Source organism: Streptomyces sp. NPDC014727 (assembly GCF_043083485.1).
Classification (GTDB): Bacteria; Actinomycetota; Actinomycetes; order Streptomycetales; family Streptomycetaceae; genus Streptomyces.
On sequence record NZ_JBIBYR010000001.1, the window covers coordinates 336,805 to 354,138 of the forward strand.

A 17,334-nucleotide genomic window follows, 5' to 3' on the forward strand; every position below is an offset into this window, starting at 1 on the left:
GGTAGTTGGTCCGCGTGGGCGGTGGTGGTTGGGGTTCCTCGGGGGCGGCGCCGGGCGCGGCGGGGGGGGGGGGGGGGGGGGCTTGGGTGGGGGCCCCCCCCCCCGCCCCCTTCCGCCGTGCAGTGGCCATGTGCGGGTACAGCAGGAACAGCAGGTACGACGGAGGCGTCAGCGCATCTTCCCGCCGCGCGGCATCCGCGTGCCCTTCGGCATCGGGCCCTTGGGCAGCGGCATGTTGCTCATCAGGTCGCCCATCGCGCGCAGCCGGTCGTTGGCGACCGTCACCTGCGGGCCGGTCAGTACGCGCGGCAGCTTCAGCATCTTGGTGCGCACCTTTTTGAGCGGCACCTGGCCCTCGTCGTTGCCGACGATGATGTCGTGCACCGGTACGTCGACCAGGATGCGCGCCATCTTCTTCTTCTCGGCCGCGAGCAGAGGCTTCACCCGGTTCGGGTTGCCCTCGCCGACCAGCACGATGCCCGCCTTGCCCACGGCGCGGTGGACGACGTCCTGGCTGCGGTTCATCGCGACCGCGGGTGTCGTGGTCCAGCCACGGCCGACCCGGTCCAGCACCGCCGCCGCCGCGCCCGGCTGTCCTTCCATCTGCCCGAAGGCCGCGCGCTCGGCACGCCGTCCGAAGACGATCGCCATCGCGAGGAGGGCCAGCACGAAGCCCAGGATGCCCAGGTAGACCGGGTGGTCGATCAGGAAGCCGACCGCGAGAAGGACACCGAAGGTGACGATTCCCACACCCGCGACGACAAGACCGATCTTGGAGTCGGTCCGCCGGGTCATCTTGTAGGTCAGGGCGATCTGCTTGAGCCGCCCCGCGTTCTCGGCGCTGTCCGCGCCTTCAGTGTTTGCCTTCCTCGCCATGTACAGAAGTTTACGTGGCTCAAGAACGGTGGTCGGCCGCGGCCTCCAGTACGTACTCGGTCTCGACCCGGTCCTTGGCCCGGCGCCGGTCCTCCAGGACGGCGGTCCAGGCATTACGGCGAGCGGTGCGCTGGCCGCTGCTCAGCAGCAGCGACTCGACGGCACGGAGAGCATCGGTGACGGAAGGGATGGCGGTGGCGCGTACCGGCACGGCCTGCATCGTGGAAATCTCCTCGGAGCGGTGTGCGGACTGAGTGGCGTGGACTCAGCTGCCCGGGTTGAGCTACCCGGGACTGCGTTGCGCGAAGTGGGTGGCGTGCGTCGGGTGCGGGAAGCTGCGGTGGCAATGGCCCGTGGGACCACTGCACCTGAGCACCCAGCGTCACTGCTCGGTGTTACCAGCGCATGACCGGTCGGTCAAACACCAATGAAACCTTGATCCGGGCTCGGCGCACGTCGACGCGGCCCATACGCGCTCCCTACCTGCGGGGAGCGTACGGGCCGCGTCGAATCGGTTGCTACTGGGCGGTAGCCTCTTGTGCTCGGATTCACACGGCGGGCGCCGCCGCGACGGCGCCGCGACGCTCGATCGCCTGCTGGAAAAGACGGCCCGCGCGGTAGGAGGAACGGACCAGCGGGCCGGACATCACGCCGGAGTAGCCGATCTCGTCGGCCTCCTCCTTCAGCTCCACGAACTCCTGCGGTTTCACCCAGCGCTCCACCGGGTGGTGACGCACGGACGGCCGCAGATACTGCGTGATCGTGATCAGCTCGCAACCCGCGTCGTACAGATCCTGGAGCGCCTCGCTGACTTCCTCACGGGTCTCGCCCATGCCGAGGATCAGGTTGGACTTGGTCACCAGACCGGCCTCGCGGGCCCGCGTGATGACCTCCAGGGAGCGCTCGTAACGGAAGCCGGGGCGGATCCGCTTGAAGATCCGCGGCACCGTCTCGACGTTGTGCGCGAGCACCTCGGGGCGGGCGGAGAAGACCTCGGCGAGCTGCTCGGGAACCGCGTTGAAGTCGGGGATCAGCAGCTCGACCTTGGTGCGTCCGGCCTCTCGCTCCGCGGTCAGCGCGTGGATCTGGCGCACCGTCTCCGCGTAGAGCCAGGCGCCGCCGTCCTCCAGGTCGTCGCGTGCGACGCCGGTGATGGTGGCGTAGTTCAGGTCCATCGTGACCACGGACTCGCCGACCCTGCGGGGCTCGTCCCGGTCCAGCGCCTGCGGCTTGCCCGTGTCGATCTGGCAGAAGTCACAACGCCGGGTGCACTGGTCGCCGCCGATGAGGAACGTGGCCTCGCGGTCCTCCCAGCACTCGAAGATGTTGGGGCAGCCGGCCTCCTGGCACACCGTGTGCAGACCCTCGCTCTTCACGAGCTTCTGCAGCTGGTTGTACTCGGGGCCCATCTTCGCCCGGGTTTTGATCCACTCGGGCTTGCGCTCGATGGGGGTCTGGCTGTTCCGGACCTCAAGGCGCAGCATCTTGCGCCCGTCGGGTGCGACAGCGGACACTCCGGCACTCCCCTTTGCTTTCACTGCATTGGATTCTTCGGCGAACACCAGGGTACGCCCGTGGTTCAAACGGCCCTACGTCCGGCCAACCTGTGGCCGGCAGGGCCTATTCCCGCATGGTCCGAACGAGCCGTCCTGGCGCTGTCATGCCGTGGCCACGGCATCCGTCGGGCGTTCGATGGTGCGCGGGGCGAGTTGCGCGTTCTCCAGGACGTCCTTGAGGTGCTTCTCGACGACCGGGAGCACCTCCTCGATTCCGATGTCACGGCCCAGCTCGTACGCGAGCGACGTGACGCCCGCGTCCCGGATCCCGCACGGCACGATGCGGTCGAACCAGGTGTTGTCCGGGTTCACGTTGAACGAGAAGCCGTGCATGGTCACGCCCTTCGCGACCCGGATGCCGATCGCGGCCAGCTTGCGGTCCTCGCGCCGCTGGCCGGCGTTGGACGGGGCGTACTCGGGGCCGTTCAGCCGCGCGTCGAACTCCTCGTCGTGCAGCCGCGGATCGAAGTCGAGGGAGAGGCCACCGATCGCCGGACGCTCCTCGACCGGGTCGCCGAGCACCCAGACCCCGCTGCGGCCCTCCACCCGGGAGGTCTCCAGACCGAATTCGGCGGCGGTACGGATGAGGGCGTCCTCCAGCCGGCGGACGTGCGCGACGACATCGACCGGTCGGGGCAGCTTCTGGATCGGGTAGCCGACCAGCTGCCCGGGACCGTGCCAGGTGATCTTGCCGCCGCGGTCCACGTCGATGACGGGGGTGCCGTCCAGCGGGCGCTCACTGTCGGTCGTGCGCCGCCCCGCCGTGTAGACGGGCGGGTGTTCCAGCAGCAGACAGGTGTCGGGGACGGCGTCCTCGAATCTGGCCGCGTGCACCTCGCGCTGCTTCTGCCAGGCCTCCTGGTAGTCGACGGCTTCCACGCCGAATCCCAGCCGGACGAACCGAAGCTCGCTCACGACAGCTGCCTCCCTACTCGCGGTGACTGGAGCCGGGGTGCCCGGAGCCACGCCACCCTGCACTCAATCGGCCCCAAGCCACTGTACGACCGGTCACCGAACGGCGGCCCAGCAGGTCGATCCCGTCAGCGCCACCACACAATCCTCACACGATCGGATGAAAGTGAAGCGATGGTGGCTGTGACCGTCGCAGAGGCCGCTAAATTCGCGCCGTTCCATTAGGGCTGCCCGCCCGGCCCCGAAGGCAGGAGACCGTACAGCTGATGTCGGAACGACCTCCGCAGCGCACCCCGAACCGCCGACTCGCCTCGCTCATCACCGAGGCCGGTTTCTCCCATGCCGGTCTCGCCCGAAGAGTGGACCAACTCGGCCTGGAACACGGTCTCGACCTGCGGTACGACAAGACCTCCGTGACCCGTTGGCTGCGCGGTCAGCAGCCGCGCGGGACCACACCCGCGCTGATCGCCGAGGTCTTCACCCGGCGCCTCGGACGCCGCCTCTCCGCCCAGGACCTGGGCCTCGACGCGTGTGCTCCCGTCTACGCGGGGCTGGAGTTCGCGGCCACGCCCGCCGAGGCGGTCGACATCGTCAGCGGTCTGTGGCGGAAGGACTCGGGCAGCCATGCGGAGCTGCGCAAGATCGCCTTCACCCCGGCCGGACTCGTCGTCCCCAGCAGGGACTGGCTGATCGGCCGGGCCGATGAGTGGGTGGGAAGGGGGAGCGCGTCCTCGCCGCCGGTGCCGGACGGGACGGACGGCGCCCGTGCGGCCGGTGGGCCGGGCAGGACCATCGGGGCCTCCGGGATCGCAGGGACTGCTGAGGTGGGCGTTCCGAGGCCCGGCGGCCCCGGCGGGACGCGCGGGGCGCCGGGGTTACACGGGGCGTACGGTTCGCACTGGCCCGGCGGCGGGCACGGCGGGACGGGGACCGCGGCGGCCGGCGCCGGTGGCCGCAACGCCGCGGCCCGTGGGCCCGTGCCGTCCCGGCCCTCCGGACCGTCCGCCCCGCCCGGATCCCCCGCCTCCTCGGCAAGCCCCCTCTCCCCGGGAGCCGGGCTGCCGGGTGCCCCCGGAGTCCCCCGGCAGCGGCAGTCCGACCGAGGGCCCGGCCAGCGGGTCAGCGGCGGTGACGTCGCCGCACTGCGTTCGGTCGGGGAGCTCTTCCGCACCCTCGACAACGCCTACGGCGGCGGCCACGCCCGGCAGGCCCTCGTCCGGTACCTGGAGCACGAGACGGAACCGATGCTGCGCGGGACGTACGGGGAGGCCACCGGGCGCCGGCTCTTCTCCGCCGCCGCCGATCTGACCCGGCTGGCGGGCTGGACCTCGTACGACATCGCGGCCCACGGCCTGGCCCAGCGTTACTTCGTCCAGGCCCTGCGGCTCGCCCAGGCCGCCGGTGACCGCGCGTACGGCAGCTACGTCCTGGTCACCATGAGCCGGCAGGCGGTCTATCTCGGGCACGGCAGGGAGGCCGTACAGCTGGCGCGCGTCGCTCAGCAGGGCATCGGTTCGTCGGCGCCGCCCGTCGTCCAGGCGCTGCTGCACGCCGTCGAGGCGCGCGGACACGGGGTGCTCGGCGAGGCCAGGCCCTGCACCGCCTCGCTGGCGCGGGCGGAACGCGCGCTGGAGAGCGCCCGCGCCGGGGACGAGATGCCGCACTGGGCACGGTATTTCGACGAGGCCCAGCTCGCCGACGAATTCGGACACTGCCACCGGGACCTGCAGCAGTACCGGGCCGCGGCGCAGCACGCGGAGCGCTCCCTTGAGCTCCGCGCCCCGGCGTACGCCCGCAGTCGGCTGTTCTGCCGGGTGGTGCTGGCCTGCGCGCGGCTCGGGCTCGGCGAGCTCGACCAGGCGTGTGCGCTCGGCGCCGAGGCCGCGCAGCAGGCGGCGGAGATGCGCTCGGTGCGGGCGACGGAGTACGTACGGGACTTCGAGCGCCGCCTTGAGCCATTCAGGGACGCGGCAGCGGTGCGGGGGTACCGCGAGCGGGTCGCCGCGCTGGGATGAGCCCGGGGCGGCCACCGGACGGGTCCGGCGCCCCGGGGCCGGGCCCTACGCCGCTTCGGTCAGCACCGCCCCGCTTCCGTGTCCCGTCCGTACGCCCAGGTCGGTGAGGATCGCGTCGGCCGCGCGGCGCCCGGAGAACAGGGCGCCCTGGACCGAGCTCGTGTCGCGGTGGTCGCCGCACACGTACAGTCCGGCGAGCAGCCGGACCGGGCGGCGCAGATCGTGCGGGGCCGGCATCGTGGGGACGGCCTCGGGATCGTGGTGGGCGGCCAGCAGTTCCCAGTCGTCCGTAGGAGTGCCGTACAGGGCGGCGAGATGGGAGCGGACCGTGCGGTCGAGGTCGGACGGCGGGGTGCCCAGCACCGTCGAGCTGATCAGGGTCCGGCCGCGCGGGGCGCGCGAGGGGTCGACCGCACTCATCACCGCGGTGTGCGCGACCGGGCCGGACCGGTCGGCGTCCAGCAGCAGCGAGGCGCCGGTCGGCGGGGGAGCGGGGGCGGTGTGGTGAAGGACCGTCACGGGGTGGAAGGACGGCATCCGCAGACCGGGCAGCAGCTCGGTGGCGGCACCCGCGCCGGTCGCCAACAGCAGGGAACGGCAGCCCAGTTCGCCGTGCTCCTTGGTGCGGACCGAGGTGATGTCGGCGGCGGTGACATGCACACCCGTCCGCACGGTGCCGGGCGGCAGGGCGGCGGCGAGCAGCTCGGGCAGCTCGCCCGAGCCGCCCTCGGGCACGCACAGCCTGCCGCGTGCGTAGCCGCGCAGGGCGAGATCGGCGCACCGGCTGGACGTGGTGAGGTCCGGATCGCTGAGAAGCGCGGAGAGCAGTGGACGCAGAAAGCCGTTGACGGTACGGGAGGTCAGACCGCGGTGCGACAGCGCGGCGAGCGCGGTCTGTTCGGGCCGGGCCAGGATGCGGGTGACCGGCGTGGCGGCGAGCCGGGTCAGGGCGGCGCCCAGCCTGGCCTGGTCGATCGGCCCGCCCATCGGCGGACGGGGGGCGCTTGCCAAGGCGCGCGCCGCCTTGAATGCGCCCCGTGCGCCCCGTGCGCCCCGTGCATCGCCCGTCCGGTACTGACGGCCCTCGCTGTGGACGAGCACGCCCGGCGCGAAGGTGCGCAGTGCGAGACCTTCGAGGGAGGGTATTCGGCGCAGTTCCGGGTACGAGGTGCTGAGCAGCGGGCCGATGTGGTCGAGCCGGAACCCGTCCACCTCGGACGTGGTCATCCGGCCGCCGACCCGGGGGCCGGCCTCCAGGACGCTGACACTTACCCCTGCGCTGATCAGTTGGTGAGCGGCTGACAGGCCGGCGATCCCGGCCCCGATGATGACGACGTCCGCGTGATGTGCCGAGCTGAGCACGTGCCCCTCCCCGAGTCGGCGCAACTACTGGGAAGCTCTTGCCCCCAACAGGCCCCCGGAATGCCCGAGTTCGCAAGGACGCTAGAAGGGTGTCCGGTGCGGGCGCAGTCGCGCGTGGCCGGGGCACCGTTGCACACGGGGTCGCATGTCGGTCCGATTCCGGGGTGGACGTGCGGGCTCCGCCTCCGACGGGTGCGGTCCCATGGATGCCGGCGTCGTCCCGGTGCGCTCAGCGCAGCGCTGCGCGGATCGCCGCGTCGATTCCGGGGAAGGCGAACACGAAACCCGAGTCCAGCAGCTTGCCCGGCAGTACCCGCTGGCTCCCCAGCACGTCCTGGGCGAAGTCCCCGAGGGCGATCCGCAGAGCGGGTGCCGGGGCGGTCAGCAGCGTGGGGCGGTGCAGCACCCGCCCCATCGCGGCTGTCACCTCCGCGTTGGTGACGGGGTCGGGGCCGGTGAGATTCACCGGGCCCGACAGCGACTCCGTGTCCAGGATGTGCCGCAGCGCCGCGACCTCGTCGTGCAGCGCGATGAAGCTCCAGTACTGTCGTCCGTTGCCCAGCCGCCCGCCGAGCCCCGCGCGGAACAGCGGGAAGAGCCGGCCCCAGGCACCGCCCTCACGGCCGACGACCAGACCGGTGCGCGCGTGCGCGATCCGGACACCCGCCTCGTGAGCGGCGGCCGTGGCCGCCTCCCACTCCACGCACACGGACGGCAGGAAGCCCTCGCCGGCCGGCGCGCTCTCGTCGACCGCGCGGTCCCCGGTGTCGCCGTAGTAGCCGATGGCCGACCCGGACAACAGCACCTTCGGCGGTACGTCCAGTGAGGCGACGGCCTCGGCGATCGCCGTCGTCCCGAGGACCCGGCTGTCGCGGATCTCCCGCTTGTACGCCGGTGTCCAGCGGTGGTCGCCGACCCCGGCCCCGGCGAGATGGACGACCGCGTCGCAGCCCACCAGCCCCGCCACGTCGACGTACCCGCGCCCGGGATCCCATTCCACCTCGTCGCCGGCCCGCGCCGGACGCCGCACCAGGCGTACGACCTCGTGTCCGTCGGCCCGCAGCGAGCGCACCAGCGCCGCTCCGATGAGTCCGGATGCTCCGGTGACAGCGATACGGGAGTGCAGCATGGGTCCATCCTGCCGCAGCGGCCCCCGTGCGCCCCGCTCACCGGGCCGACCGCCTGCCATGTCGGCGGTCGGCGTCGAGCCCGAAACAGGGCTGACCGGGTGAAGGGCGGCGTGGCACAGTGGCGCGCATGGTTGAGAACCACGCGCACCAGGTCCGCCTCGTCCGCCCCGCCGCTCTGTCCGACGAAGCTGCTCTCGGCGAGCTCGACCGCTCCACCTGGTCGACGCTGCACGCCGTGACACCGCGGCCCCGGCCGCCGTACGAACCGTTCTTCGACGACCGGCACAAGCCCGAGGACTTCCTCGTGGCCGAGGCGGAGAACGAGGCGGGAGAGGTGTGCCTCGCCGGGTACACCAGGCTGGTCCCGCCGACCCCGCTGGCCTGCAACACGCACGTCCGGCAGATACAGGGCCTCGCCGTGGCCGACTGGGCGCGCGGGCGCGGTGTCGCCAGGGCCCTGCTGCGGGCGGCGTTCGCGGCAGCGCGCGGCGACGGGGCGAACCGGATGACGCTGCGGGTGCTCGGGCACAACGCACCCGCGCGGGCCCTGTACGAGTCGGAGGGGTTCGTCGTCGAGGGCGTGCTGCCCGGTGAGTTCTTCCTGAACGGGCGTTACGTCGACGACGTCATGATGGGCCGTTCGCTCGCCCCGTGAGACCGCGCTTCCCGCTCAGCCCTTGAACAGCCGCATGCCGCCCATGAGTTCATGGAGGCAGCGCACCGCCAGATCGGCGGGTGAGCCGGGCCCGTCGGCCGGCGCCTCCGTCCGTGCCCAGGCCTCCAGTGCGACACGCACCGCGTCCGTGGCGGCGGCTGCGGCGAGCCGGACCTCCAGCGGGTCCGCTCCGTCGCCCGCCAGCCGGGTCAGCACCGGCAGCAGTCGTTCCTCCGAATCCTGATTGACCCGGTACCAGACGGCACGCAGCGCCGGGTCCTCCACCGCCGCCCGCAGCAGCCCGCGCGTCCAGCCGAGCTGCTCGGCGGCGTGTGCGTCGGGCACCCGGAGTGCCTCGGTGACCGCCTGCTCCAGGACCTCGGCGAGTGCCTCCCTCGGCTCGGCCGCCTCCAGCAGCGACCGCCAGCGCTCGGCACCGCCGGAGAGCAGCGGGCCCACCGCGTCCTGCTTGGAGCGGAAGTACCGGTAGAAGGTGCGCAGCGCGACGCCCGCCCGGTGCGCGATGTCCTCCGCCGTGGTGCTGTCGGGGCCGCGCTCGGCGAAGAGCGCGGCCGCTGCGCGCGCGATGTCCAGCTGGGTCGCGGCCTTGCGGCGTTCGGTGAGGGACGGCTGACTCGGCTTGGGGCTCATTCCCAGGAGATTACCTCGGCAGGGAAGCAGCATGCGTGAAATGCCGTCGTGGCAAAACGTGCCACGTGGGCGTACGGTGGACATCGATCGGGGCGCTATCGAGACAGCCCCGGGACAGCAGTCACCGGGATCGGGAGAGAACAGACATGAACCGCTATGAAGGTCGCCGTGCACTCATCACCGGTGGTGGCTCCGGCATCGGACAGGCCACCGTCCACCGCGTCCTCGCCGAGGGCGGCCGCGTCGTCGCGGCCGACGTCAACGAGGCCGGGCTGAAGGCCACCCATGAGACGGCCGTGGCGAACGGTGTGGCCGACCGCCTCACCACCCTCGTCCTCGACATCTCGGACGAGGCGTCGGTCCAGGCGGGTGTCGCCTCCGCCGTGGCCGGCCTCGGGGGCCTGGACGTACTGGTCAACGCGGCCGGAATCCTGCGCTCCGAGCACACGCACAAGACGTCGCTGGAGTTCTTCAACAAGATCCTCGCGGTCAACCTCACGGGTACGTTCCTGATGATCCGTGAGGCGATACCGGCCCTGCTCGCGGGCGACCAGCCGGTCGTGGTGAACTTCTCCTCCACCTCGGCGAGCTTCGCGCACCCCTACATGGCGGCGTACGCGGCGAGCAAGGGCGGCATCCAGTCGATGACGCACGCGCTGGCGAGCGAGTACAGCAAGCAGGGGCTGCGAGTCGTCGCCGTCGCGCCCGGCTCGATCTCCTCCGACATGACCAGCGGCAACGGCCCGGGACTGCCCGCCGATGCCGACATGTCGCTCTTCATGAAGCTGGCACCGGCCCTCGGGGAGGGCTTCGCCAGCCCGGACACCGTCGCGGGCGTCGTCGCGATGCTCGGATCGCAGGACGGGGCGTTCATCACGGGTACGGAGATCCGGATCGACGGCGGAACCCACTTCTGACCGGGCGGCAGGGCCCCGGGCACGGTCAGCCGGCCCTGAACCGCGCCCAGAGCGCGGGAAAGCGTTCCGCCAGAACCGCCTCGTCCTCCAGGTCGAAGGGCGTGCCCTCCGGCTCGGCGGTCCGGGGCGGCAGGCCGAGGTCCGGGGTGACCACGCCGGTGAGCTGTTCGTACGCCTCGTCGGCGGCGTAGCCGAGATCCTCGGCGTCCCCGTCGATCTCCTCGTCGAAGTCGTCGAGGAGATCGGCGAGGCCGTCCGGGTCGTGCACGGCGCCCTCGAAGACCTCCCGGCCCTGTCCGATCAGCCAGCAGCGGAAGAAGTCGAAGGCGTCGTCGCTCGCGCCGCCGAGCAGCACGGCGGCGGCCCCCCACAGCTCCCAGCGGTAGGCGCGGTGGTAACGGGCCTCGAAGTGCCTGGCGAAGTCCAGCACGGCTTCGGGATCGAGCCGGATCAGCCGTTCGACGAGCAGGTCGGCCTGGTCCTCGGGGTCGCCCTCGGCGGCCTCGCGGGTGCTGTCGACGATCTCCCAGAACTCCGTCTCGTCCATCACGGGTCAAGCATCGGTCCTGGCGGCGGACGACGCACGCGGACGCGGCGGGAAGAAGCCCTCAGCGATAGAGGTCGCACAGGCGTTCGGCGGCCTCGCGGAGGCGGTCCCGCAGAGCGGCCGGTTCGACGACCTCCAACTCAGGCCCCAGGCCCAGTAGTTGGCTGTACGCGATATCGAGGGACTCGACCGGCAGGACGGCCGTGAGCCACCCCCGCGCATCGGGCGGACCGGCCGCGTCCAGCGCTTCGCGGACCGCCGAACGGTCCAGGGCGTACGGCAGTCGGCGTACACCCTCCTGCGACACCCGTACCGTCACCTCGGTACACAGGAGCGAGCGGGCGAACTGGGCGGCCCGCTCGTCCCAGAAGCCCCGCAGATCGAACTGCTCGTCACGGGCGAACCGCTCGTCGGACACCGCGACGGCCGAGAACCGGTCGATCCGGTACACCCGGAAGTCGTCGGCCACGCGGGCGCAGAGATACCAGACCCCGGCCTTCAGCACGAGCCCGTACGGGGCCAGCTCGCGCTCCACCTCGTGGTCCCGGCCGCTGCGGCGGTAGCGGGCGTGGACGATCCGGTCGTCCCAGACCGCCTCCGCGACGGCGGGCAGCAGTTCGGGGGTGACCGGCTCCTGGTACCAGCCGGGAGCGTCCAGGTGGAACCGCCGGGCGGCACTGTCCGAGGCGCCGCGCAGGGAAGGGAGCAGGGCCGCCGACACCTTGAGCCGGGCGGCGGACGCGGCGTCCTCCAGGCCCATCTCGCGCAGCGCGGACGGCAGTCCGGACAGGAAGAGCGCCTCGGCCTCGTCGCGGGCGAGTCCGGTCAGCCGTGTGCGGTACCCCCCGACGAGCCGGTACCCCCCGGCCCGGCCCCGGTCCGCGTACACCGGTACGCCCGCTTCGGAGAGTGCCTGCGCGTCCCGGGTGACGGTCCGCTCGGACACCTCCAGCTCCTGCGCGAGCTCGGCGGCGGTCATGGCGGGGCGGGACTGCAGGAGCAGCACCATTTTGATGAGACGGGCAGCACGCATGGGGCCATTGTGGCGGTGGTGAGCGGGTTGCGAGCCGCGTGCCCGTCACATGGCGGCCTCGGTCGTCGGCCGGGCGCGAGAACGTCCCCGACGCCGGACGGGGCTCGGCCTTCAAGCCCGTCCGGCGGTCGGGGACGGAGCGGCGGCCGGGCGTCCCCGGCCGCCTTCGCGCGTCAGAGCCCGTAGCGCTCCCGGGCCTCCTTGACCGCGGACGCGGTCACCTCGCCGCGGCGGGCCAACTGGGCCAGGGCCGCGACCGCGATCGACCGGGCGTCGACGCCGAAGTGGCGGCGGGCCGCGTCGCGGGTGTCGGAGAGGCCGAAGCCGTCCGTGCCGAGCGAGGACCAGTCCTGCTCCACCCACTGGCTGATCTGGTCCGGGACCTGTCGCATCCAGTCGCTGACCGCGAGGACCGGTCCCGGTGCACCCTCCAGCGCCCGGGTCACGTACGGCACCCGCTGCTCACCGCGGAGCAGCGCCTCGTCGCACTCCAGCGCCTCGCGGCGCAGCTCGCCCCACGAGGTGGCGGACCAGACGTCGGCCGTGACACCCCAGTCCGCGGCCAGCAGCTCCTGCGCCTCCAGGGCCCAGTGGATCGCCGTACCGGAGGCCAGCAGCTGGACGCGCGGCGCCTCCGCCGTCGCGGGCGTGCCCTCCTTGAAGCGGTAGAGGCCCTTGACGATGCCCTCTTCGACGCCTTCCGGCATCGCGGGCTGCGGCTTCGGCTCGTTGTAGACCGTCAGGTAGTAGAAGACGTTCTCGGCCTCGGGGCCGTACATCCGGCGCAGACCGTCCTTGACGATCACCGCGATCTCGTAGGCGAACGCCGGGTCGTAGTTGAGCGCGGCCGGGTTCGTCGAGGCGATCAGGTGGGAGTGACCGTCCGCGTGCTGCAGGCCCTCGCCCGTCAGCGTCGTACGGCCCGCCGTGGCGCCGACCACGAAGCCGCGGCCGAGCTGGTCGCCGAGCTGCCAGAACTGGTCGCCCGTGCGCTGCCAGCCGAACATCGAGTAGAAGATGTAGAAGGGGATCATCGGCTCGCCGTGCGTCGCGTACGACGTGGACGCGGCGATGAAGTCGGCCATCGCGCCGGCCTCGGTGATGCCCTCGTTGAGGACCTGGCCGTCCTTGGCTTCCTTGTAGTACATCAGCTGGTCACGGTCGACCGGGTCGTACGTCTGTCCCAGCGGCGAGTAGATGCCGGCCGACGGGAAGAGTGCCTCCATGCCGAAGGTGCGCGCCTCGTCGGGGACGATCGGAACCCAGCGCCTGCCGGTCTCCTTGTCCCGCATCAGGTCCTTGGCCAGGCGTACGAACGCCATCGTGGTGGCCAGCTCCTGCTTGCCGGAGCCCTTCTTCAGTGCGGCGAACGCACGCTCGTCGGGCTCGGGCAGCGCCACCGCGTGAACCCGGCGGGCCGGGGCGGGACCGCCGAGGGCGGCACGGCGCTCCTGGAGGTAGCGGACCTCGGGGGAGTCGGCACCGGGGTGGCCGTACGGCACCAGGCCCTCGTCGAGTTTCGAGTCCGGGATCGGCAGCTCCAGCAGGTCCCGCATGGCGCGGAACTCCTTGCCGGAGAGCTTCTTCATCTGGTGGTTGGCGTTGCGCGACTCGAAGCCGGGGCCGAGCGTGTAGCCCTTCACCGTCTGGGCGAGGATCACGGTCGGTGCGCCCTTGTGCTCGACGGCCGCCTTGTACGCCGCATACACCTTGCGGGCCTCGTGGCCGCCGCGCGAGGTGTGGAAGCACTCGGCGATCTTCGCGTCGGTGAGCAGCTTCGCCAGCTCGGCGAGCGCGGGCTCGGCGCCGAAGAAGTGCTCGCGGATGTACGCGACGTCGCGGGTGGCGTACGTCTGGAACTGCGCGTCCGGGACCTCCCGGAGCCGGCGGACCAGCGCACCGGTGGTGTCCAGCTGGAACAGCTCGTCCCAGGCGTTGCCCCAGAGCGTCTTGACGACGTTCCAGCCGGCACCGCGGAACGCGCCCTCCAGCTCCTGGACCACGCGGAAGTTGGCGCGGACCGGGCCGTCGAGTCGCTGCAGGTTGCAGTTGATGACGAAGGTCAGGTTGTCGAGCCGCTCACGCGCCGCGAGGGCGAGGGCCGCCGTCGACTCGGGCTCGTCCATCTCGCCGTCGCCGAGGAAGGCCCAGACGTGCGAGTTCGACGTGTCCTTGATGTTGCGGTTGGCCAGGTAGCGGTTGAAGCGGGCCTGGTAGATCGCCGAGAGCGGGCCGAGGCCCATCGACACGGTGGGGAACTCCCACAGCCAGGGCAGCCGCCGCGGGTGCGGGTAGGAGGGCAGACCGTCGCCGCCCGCCTCCTGGCGGAAGTTGTCGAGCTGCTGCTCGCCGAGCCGGCCGTCGAGGAAGGCGCGGGCGTAGATGCCGGGGGAGGCGTGGCCCTGGATGTAGAGCTGGTCGCCGGAGCCGTCCCCCTCCTTGCCGCGGAAGAAGTGGTTGAAGCCGGTCTCGTACAGCCAGGCCGCCGAGGCGAAGGTGGCGATGTGGCCGCCGACGCCGAGCCGGGAGCCGCGGGTGACCATCGCGGCCGCGTTCCAGCGGTTCCAGGCGGTGATCCGGGACTCCATCTCCAGGTCGCCGTCGAACGCGGGCTCGGCGGCGGTCGGGATGGAGTTGACGTAATCGGTCTCCAGCAGCTTGGGCAGCGCGAGACCGGCGCCCTCGGCGTGCTGGAGCGAGCGACGCATCAGGTACGCGGCGCGGTGCGGGCCCGCGGCCTTGGTGACGGCATCCAGGGAGGCCGCCCATTCGGCGGTCTCCTCGGGGTCACGGTCCGGGAGCTGGTCGAGCTCGCTCGGAAGCTTTCCTACGGGGTCGGTCATGATCGCCGCCTTCCGGAGTGGAGGGGGGTGGAGAAAGGCCCTGACTGGCAGGACAGGGCTATGGGGCCGGTGGGCCCGCGGACTGAACTGTAAGCCGTCGATCGATGATCGATCAAAGGATGAACGGCAAAACTTCTCGATATGAAGAAAAGTGGCATTCGGTGCCGCGGGACAGGGCACGGAGTGACGGGATTTTGCTGGCAAAAGGGGCGCTCACCTGCACGGGCGAGCACCCCGCGCGACAGATGCGCCGGCTCCTCGGGCGGGCCCCTCAGGCGCGCGGCGCACAGCCGAGCACATGCGCCTTGACCAGCACCCCGATGTCCGGATCCTTGCGCAGGAACGCCTCGATGAGCGCCTCGTGCTCCTCCGCGTACGACTTCTGCACGGTGCCCAGCCACCGGATCGACAGGGCGGTGAACACCTCGATGCCCAGCCCTTCCCAGGTGTGCAGCAGCACGGCGTTCCCGGCGGCCCGCACCATCTCGCGGTGGAATCCCACGGTGTGCCGGACCTGCGCCTCGCCGTCGGCCAGCCGGTCCGCCTCGTAGAGTGCCGCCACGTGCGGCGCGAGGCGCGAGCAGTCCTCGCCGAGGGCCGGAGCCGCCAGCTCCGCCGCGATCTGCTCCAGGCCGGCCCGTACCGGATAGCTCTCCTCCAGGTCGGCCGCCGTGAGATTGCGGACCCGTACGCCCTTGTTGGGCGCCGACTCGATCAGCCGGAGCGTCTCCAGCTCCCGCAGGGCCTCGCGCACGGGCGTCTGGCTGACCTCCAGCTCGGTGGCGATCCGGCGCTCCACGATCCGCTCACCGGGCTTCCAGCGCCCGCTGACGATCCCGTCCACGATGTGCTCGCGGATCTGTTCGCGCAGCGAGTGGACGACGGGCGGGGTCATGAGGGGCTCCTTCGGGGCAAACCGGTGCTGTCCGCACCATCACGGCTGCCGGGGCGACCGGTGGTGTCTAGACAATACGGCGGCGCCCCCGTCCGGAAGTGTTCCGGACGGGGGCGCCGCTGGTGAGGCTGGTTACAGCCATGGTGCTCAGAGGCCGAGCTCGACCTCGAACTCACCGGCCTCCAGGATCGCCTTGACCGCGGTCAGGTAGCGGGCGGCGTCGGCGCCGTCCACCAGACGGTGGTCGTAGGAGAGCGAGAGGTACGTCATGTCGCGGACACCGATGACGGTGCCCTCGGCGGTCTCGATGACGGCCGGACGCTTGACGGTGGCACCGATGCCCAGGATGGCTGCCTGGTTCGGCGGCACGATGACCGTGTCGAACAGGGCACCGCGCGAACCGGTGTTGCTGATGGTGAAGGTGGCCCCGGACATGTCGTCCGGCGTCAGGCCGCCACTGCGGGCCTTGCCGGCCAGCTCGGCGGTCTTCTTCGAGATACCGGCGATGTTCAGGTCGCCCGCACCCTTGATGACCGGCGTCATCAGACCCTTCTCGGCGTCCACGGCGATGCCGATGTTCTCCGAGTCGAAGTACGTGATGGTGCCTTCGTCCTCGTTGATCCGGGCGTTGATGACCGGGTGGGCCTTCAGTGCCTGGGCGGCGGCCTTGACGTAGAACGGCATCGGCGAGAGCTTGACGCCCTCACGGGCCGCGAAGGCGTCCTTCGCCTGGTTGCGCAGCTTCATCAGCTTGGTGACGTCGACCTCGACGACCGAGGTCAGCTGGGCCTGCGAGTGCAGCGCCTTCATCATGTTGTCGCCGATGACCTTGCGCATGCGGGTCATCTTGACCGTCTGACCGCGCAGCGGGGACGCCTCCAGCTTCGGCGCCTTCGAGGCTGCAGGGGCTGCGGCAGTCACGGCGGCCGGAGCCGGGGCAGCGGCGGCGGCCTTGGCGGCCTCCGCGGCAGCGACGACGTCCTGCTTGCGGATACGGCCACCGACGCCGGTGCCCTTGACCGCGCCCAGGTCGACGCCGCTCTCGGAGGCGAGCTTGCGCACCAGCGGCGTGACGTACGCGCCCTCGTCGACGGGGGCCGTCGGGGCGACCGGAGCGGCCGGGGCGACCGGAGCCGGAGCGGCGACGGGCGCCGGAGCGGCCGGGGCCACCGGGGCCGGAGCGGCGGCCGGGGCCACCGGGGCGGCGGGCGCCACCGGGGCCGGAGCCGGAGCAGGGGCGGCCGGTGCCGGTGCCGGGGCGGCCGGTGCCGGTGCCGGGGCGGCCGGTGCCGGGGCGGCGGCGGGTGCCGGGGCGGCACCCGGGGCACCGATGACGGCGAGCTTGGCGCCGACCTCGGCGGTCTCGTCCTCGGCGACGACGATCTCCAGCAGCACACCGGAAACCGGGGCCGGGATCTCGGTGTCGACCTTGTCCGTGGAGACCTCCAGGAGGGGCTCGTCCTCCGTGACCTCCTCGCCGACCTCCTTCAGCCAGCGGGTGACGGTGCCCTCGGTGACGCTCTCGCCGAGCGCCGGCAGGGTGACGTCGGTACCGGCGGCGCCACCGGCCGGTGCGGCGGCGGCCGGTGCCTCGGCCACGGGGGCCGGGGCCGGAGCGGCGGGAGCCTCGGCGGCGGGCGCCGGTGCCGGGACGGCGGCGGGCTCGGCGGCCGGAGCCGCGGCGGCGGCCGGCGCGCCCGTGCCGTCGTCGATGACGGCCAGCTCGGCGCCGACCTCGACGGTCTCGTCCTCGGCGACCTTGATGGCGGAGAGGATGCCGGCCGCCGGGGCCGGGATCTCGGTGTCGACCTTGTCGGTCGAAACCTCGAGCAGCGGCTCGTCGGCCTCGACGCGCTCGCCCTCGGCCTTCAGCCAGCGGGTGACAGTGCCCTCGGTGACGCTCTCGCCGAGCGCCGGAAGGGTTACGGAAACCGACATGGTT

General features: G+C 72.0%; 15 protein-coding genes. 3 read left to right on the plus strand and 12 right to left on the minus strand.

All coding sequences use genetic code 11. The features are described 5' to 3' along the window. Positions 1-168: 168 nt before the first annotated feature. From ACF1B9_RS01545 to lipB, 4 genes are all read right to left on the minus strand, one after another. A complete protein-coding gene (locus ACF1B9_RS01545) occupies positions 169-876 on the minus strand; it encodes a DUF4191 domain-containing protein (protein WP_391740085.1) in 708 nt (235 codons plus the stop codon). A 19-nt stretch (positions 877-895) separates the two neighbouring features. Further along, positions 896-1,096 carry a hypothetical protein gene (locus ACF1B9_RS01550; protein WP_114244165.1) on the minus strand — a complete coding sequence of 67 codons (201 nt, stop codon included), beginning with the start codon at positions 1,094-1,096 and terminating at the stop codon, positions 896-898. 328 nt (positions 1,097-1,424) lie between these two features. Further along, the gene (lipA, locus tag ACF1B9_RS01555) at positions 1,425-2,390 is read right to left on the minus strand and encodes a lipoyl synthase (RefSeq protein WP_351083238.1); all 966 of its coding nucleotides are present in this window, start codon (positions 2,388-2,390) and stop codon (positions 1,425-1,427) included. 144 nt (positions 2,391-2,534) lie between these two features. Next, on the minus strand, positions 2,535-3,347 hold the full coding sequence (gene lipB, locus ACF1B9_RS01560) for a lipoyl(octanoyl) transferase LipB (protein ID WP_391740084.1): 813 nt from the start codon (positions 3,345-3,347) through the stop codon (positions 2,535-2,537). A 263-nt stretch (positions 3,348-3,610) separates the two neighbouring features. Between lipB and ACF1B9_RS01565 the strand changes: the two genes are divergently transcribed. Further along, positions 3,611-5,359 (plus strand): regulator, encoded by a 1,749-nt coding sequence (locus tag ACF1B9_RS01565; RefSeq protein ID WP_391740083.1) that lies wholly within the window; start codon positions 3,611-3,613, stop codon positions 5,357-5,359. 45 nt (positions 5,360-5,404) lie between these two features. Here ACF1B9_RS01565 and ACF1B9_RS01570 read toward each other — a convergent pair whose 3' ends face one another. Both ACF1B9_RS01570 and ACF1B9_RS01575 read right to left on the minus strand, forming a co-directional pair. Further along, positions 5,405-6,721, minus strand: coding sequence for an FAD-dependent oxidoreductase (locus ACF1B9_RS01570; protein ID WP_391740082.1), 1,317 nt, complete (start codon positions 6,719-6,721; stop codon positions 5,405-5,407). 229 nt (positions 6,722-6,950) lie between these two features. After that, the gene (locus tag ACF1B9_RS01575; protein ID WP_351083246.1) at positions 6,951-7,850 is read right to left on the minus strand and encodes a TIGR01777 family oxidoreductase; all 900 of its coding nucleotides are present in this window, start codon (positions 7,848-7,850) and stop codon (positions 6,951-6,953) included. Between the two features lie 128 nt (positions 7,851-7,978). Here ACF1B9_RS01575 and ACF1B9_RS01580 point away from each other — a divergent pair, with 128 nt between their 5' ends. Further along, positions 7,979-8,506 (plus strand): GNAT family N-acetyltransferase, encoded by a 528-nt coding sequence (locus ACF1B9_RS01580; protein WP_391740081.1) that lies wholly within the window; start codon positions 7,979-7,981, stop codon positions 8,504-8,506. A 15-nt stretch (positions 8,507-8,521) separates the two neighbouring features. Here the strand turns inward: ACF1B9_RS01580 and ACF1B9_RS01585 are convergent, their stop codons facing one another. After that, positions 8,522-9,157, minus strand: coding sequence for a TetR/AcrR family transcriptional regulator (locus ACF1B9_RS01585; RefSeq protein WP_391740080.1), 636 nt, complete (start codon positions 9,155-9,157; stop codon positions 8,522-8,524). Positions 9,158-9,303: 146 nt separating this feature from the next. Here ACF1B9_RS01585 and ACF1B9_RS01590 point away from each other — a divergent pair, with 146 nt between their 5' ends. After that, on the plus strand, positions 9,304-10,074 hold the full coding sequence (locus tag ACF1B9_RS01590; RefSeq protein WP_391740079.1) for an SDR family NAD(P)-dependent oxidoreductase: 771 nt from the start codon (positions 9,304-9,306) through the stop codon (positions 10,072-10,074). A 25-nt stretch (positions 10,075-10,099) separates the two neighbouring features. Here ACF1B9_RS01590 and ACF1B9_RS01595 read toward each other — a convergent pair whose 3' ends face one another. The 5 genes from ACF1B9_RS01595 to sucB form a co-directional block, all read right to left on the minus strand. Then, the gene (locus ACF1B9_RS01595) at positions 10,100-10,621 is read right to left on the minus strand and encodes a DUF4240 domain-containing protein (protein ID WP_391740111.1); all 522 of its coding nucleotides are present in this window, start codon (positions 10,619-10,621) and stop codon (positions 10,100-10,102) included. A gap of 61 nt (positions 10,622-10,682) precedes the next feature. Next, on the minus strand, positions 10,683-11,654 hold the full coding sequence (locus ACF1B9_RS01600) for a helix-turn-helix transcriptional regulator (protein WP_391740078.1): 972 nt from the start codon (positions 11,652-11,654) through the stop codon (positions 10,683-10,685). 173 nt (positions 11,655-11,827) lie between these two features. Further along, a complete protein-coding gene (gene aceE, locus ACF1B9_RS01605) occupies positions 11,828-14,497 on the minus strand; it encodes a pyruvate dehydrogenase (acetyl-transferring), homodimeric type (RefSeq protein ID WP_391740077.1) in 2,670 nt (889 codons plus the stop codon). Between the two features lie 271 nt (positions 14,498-14,768). After that, entirely contained in the window at positions 14,769-15,392 is a 624-nt protein-coding gene (locus ACF1B9_RS01610; protein ID WP_351083259.1) for a GntR family transcriptional regulator, read from the minus strand. Between the two features lie 147 nt (positions 15,393-15,539). Then, positions 15,540-17,330 carry a 2-oxoglutarate dehydrogenase, E2 component, dihydrolipoamide succinyltransferase gene (gene sucB / locus ACF1B9_RS01615; RefSeq protein WP_391740076.1) on the minus strand — a complete coding sequence of 597 codons (1,791 nt, stop codon included), beginning with the start codon at positions 17,328-17,330 and terminating at the stop codon, positions 15,540-15,542. Positions 17,331-17,334 lie beyond the last annotated feature (4 nt).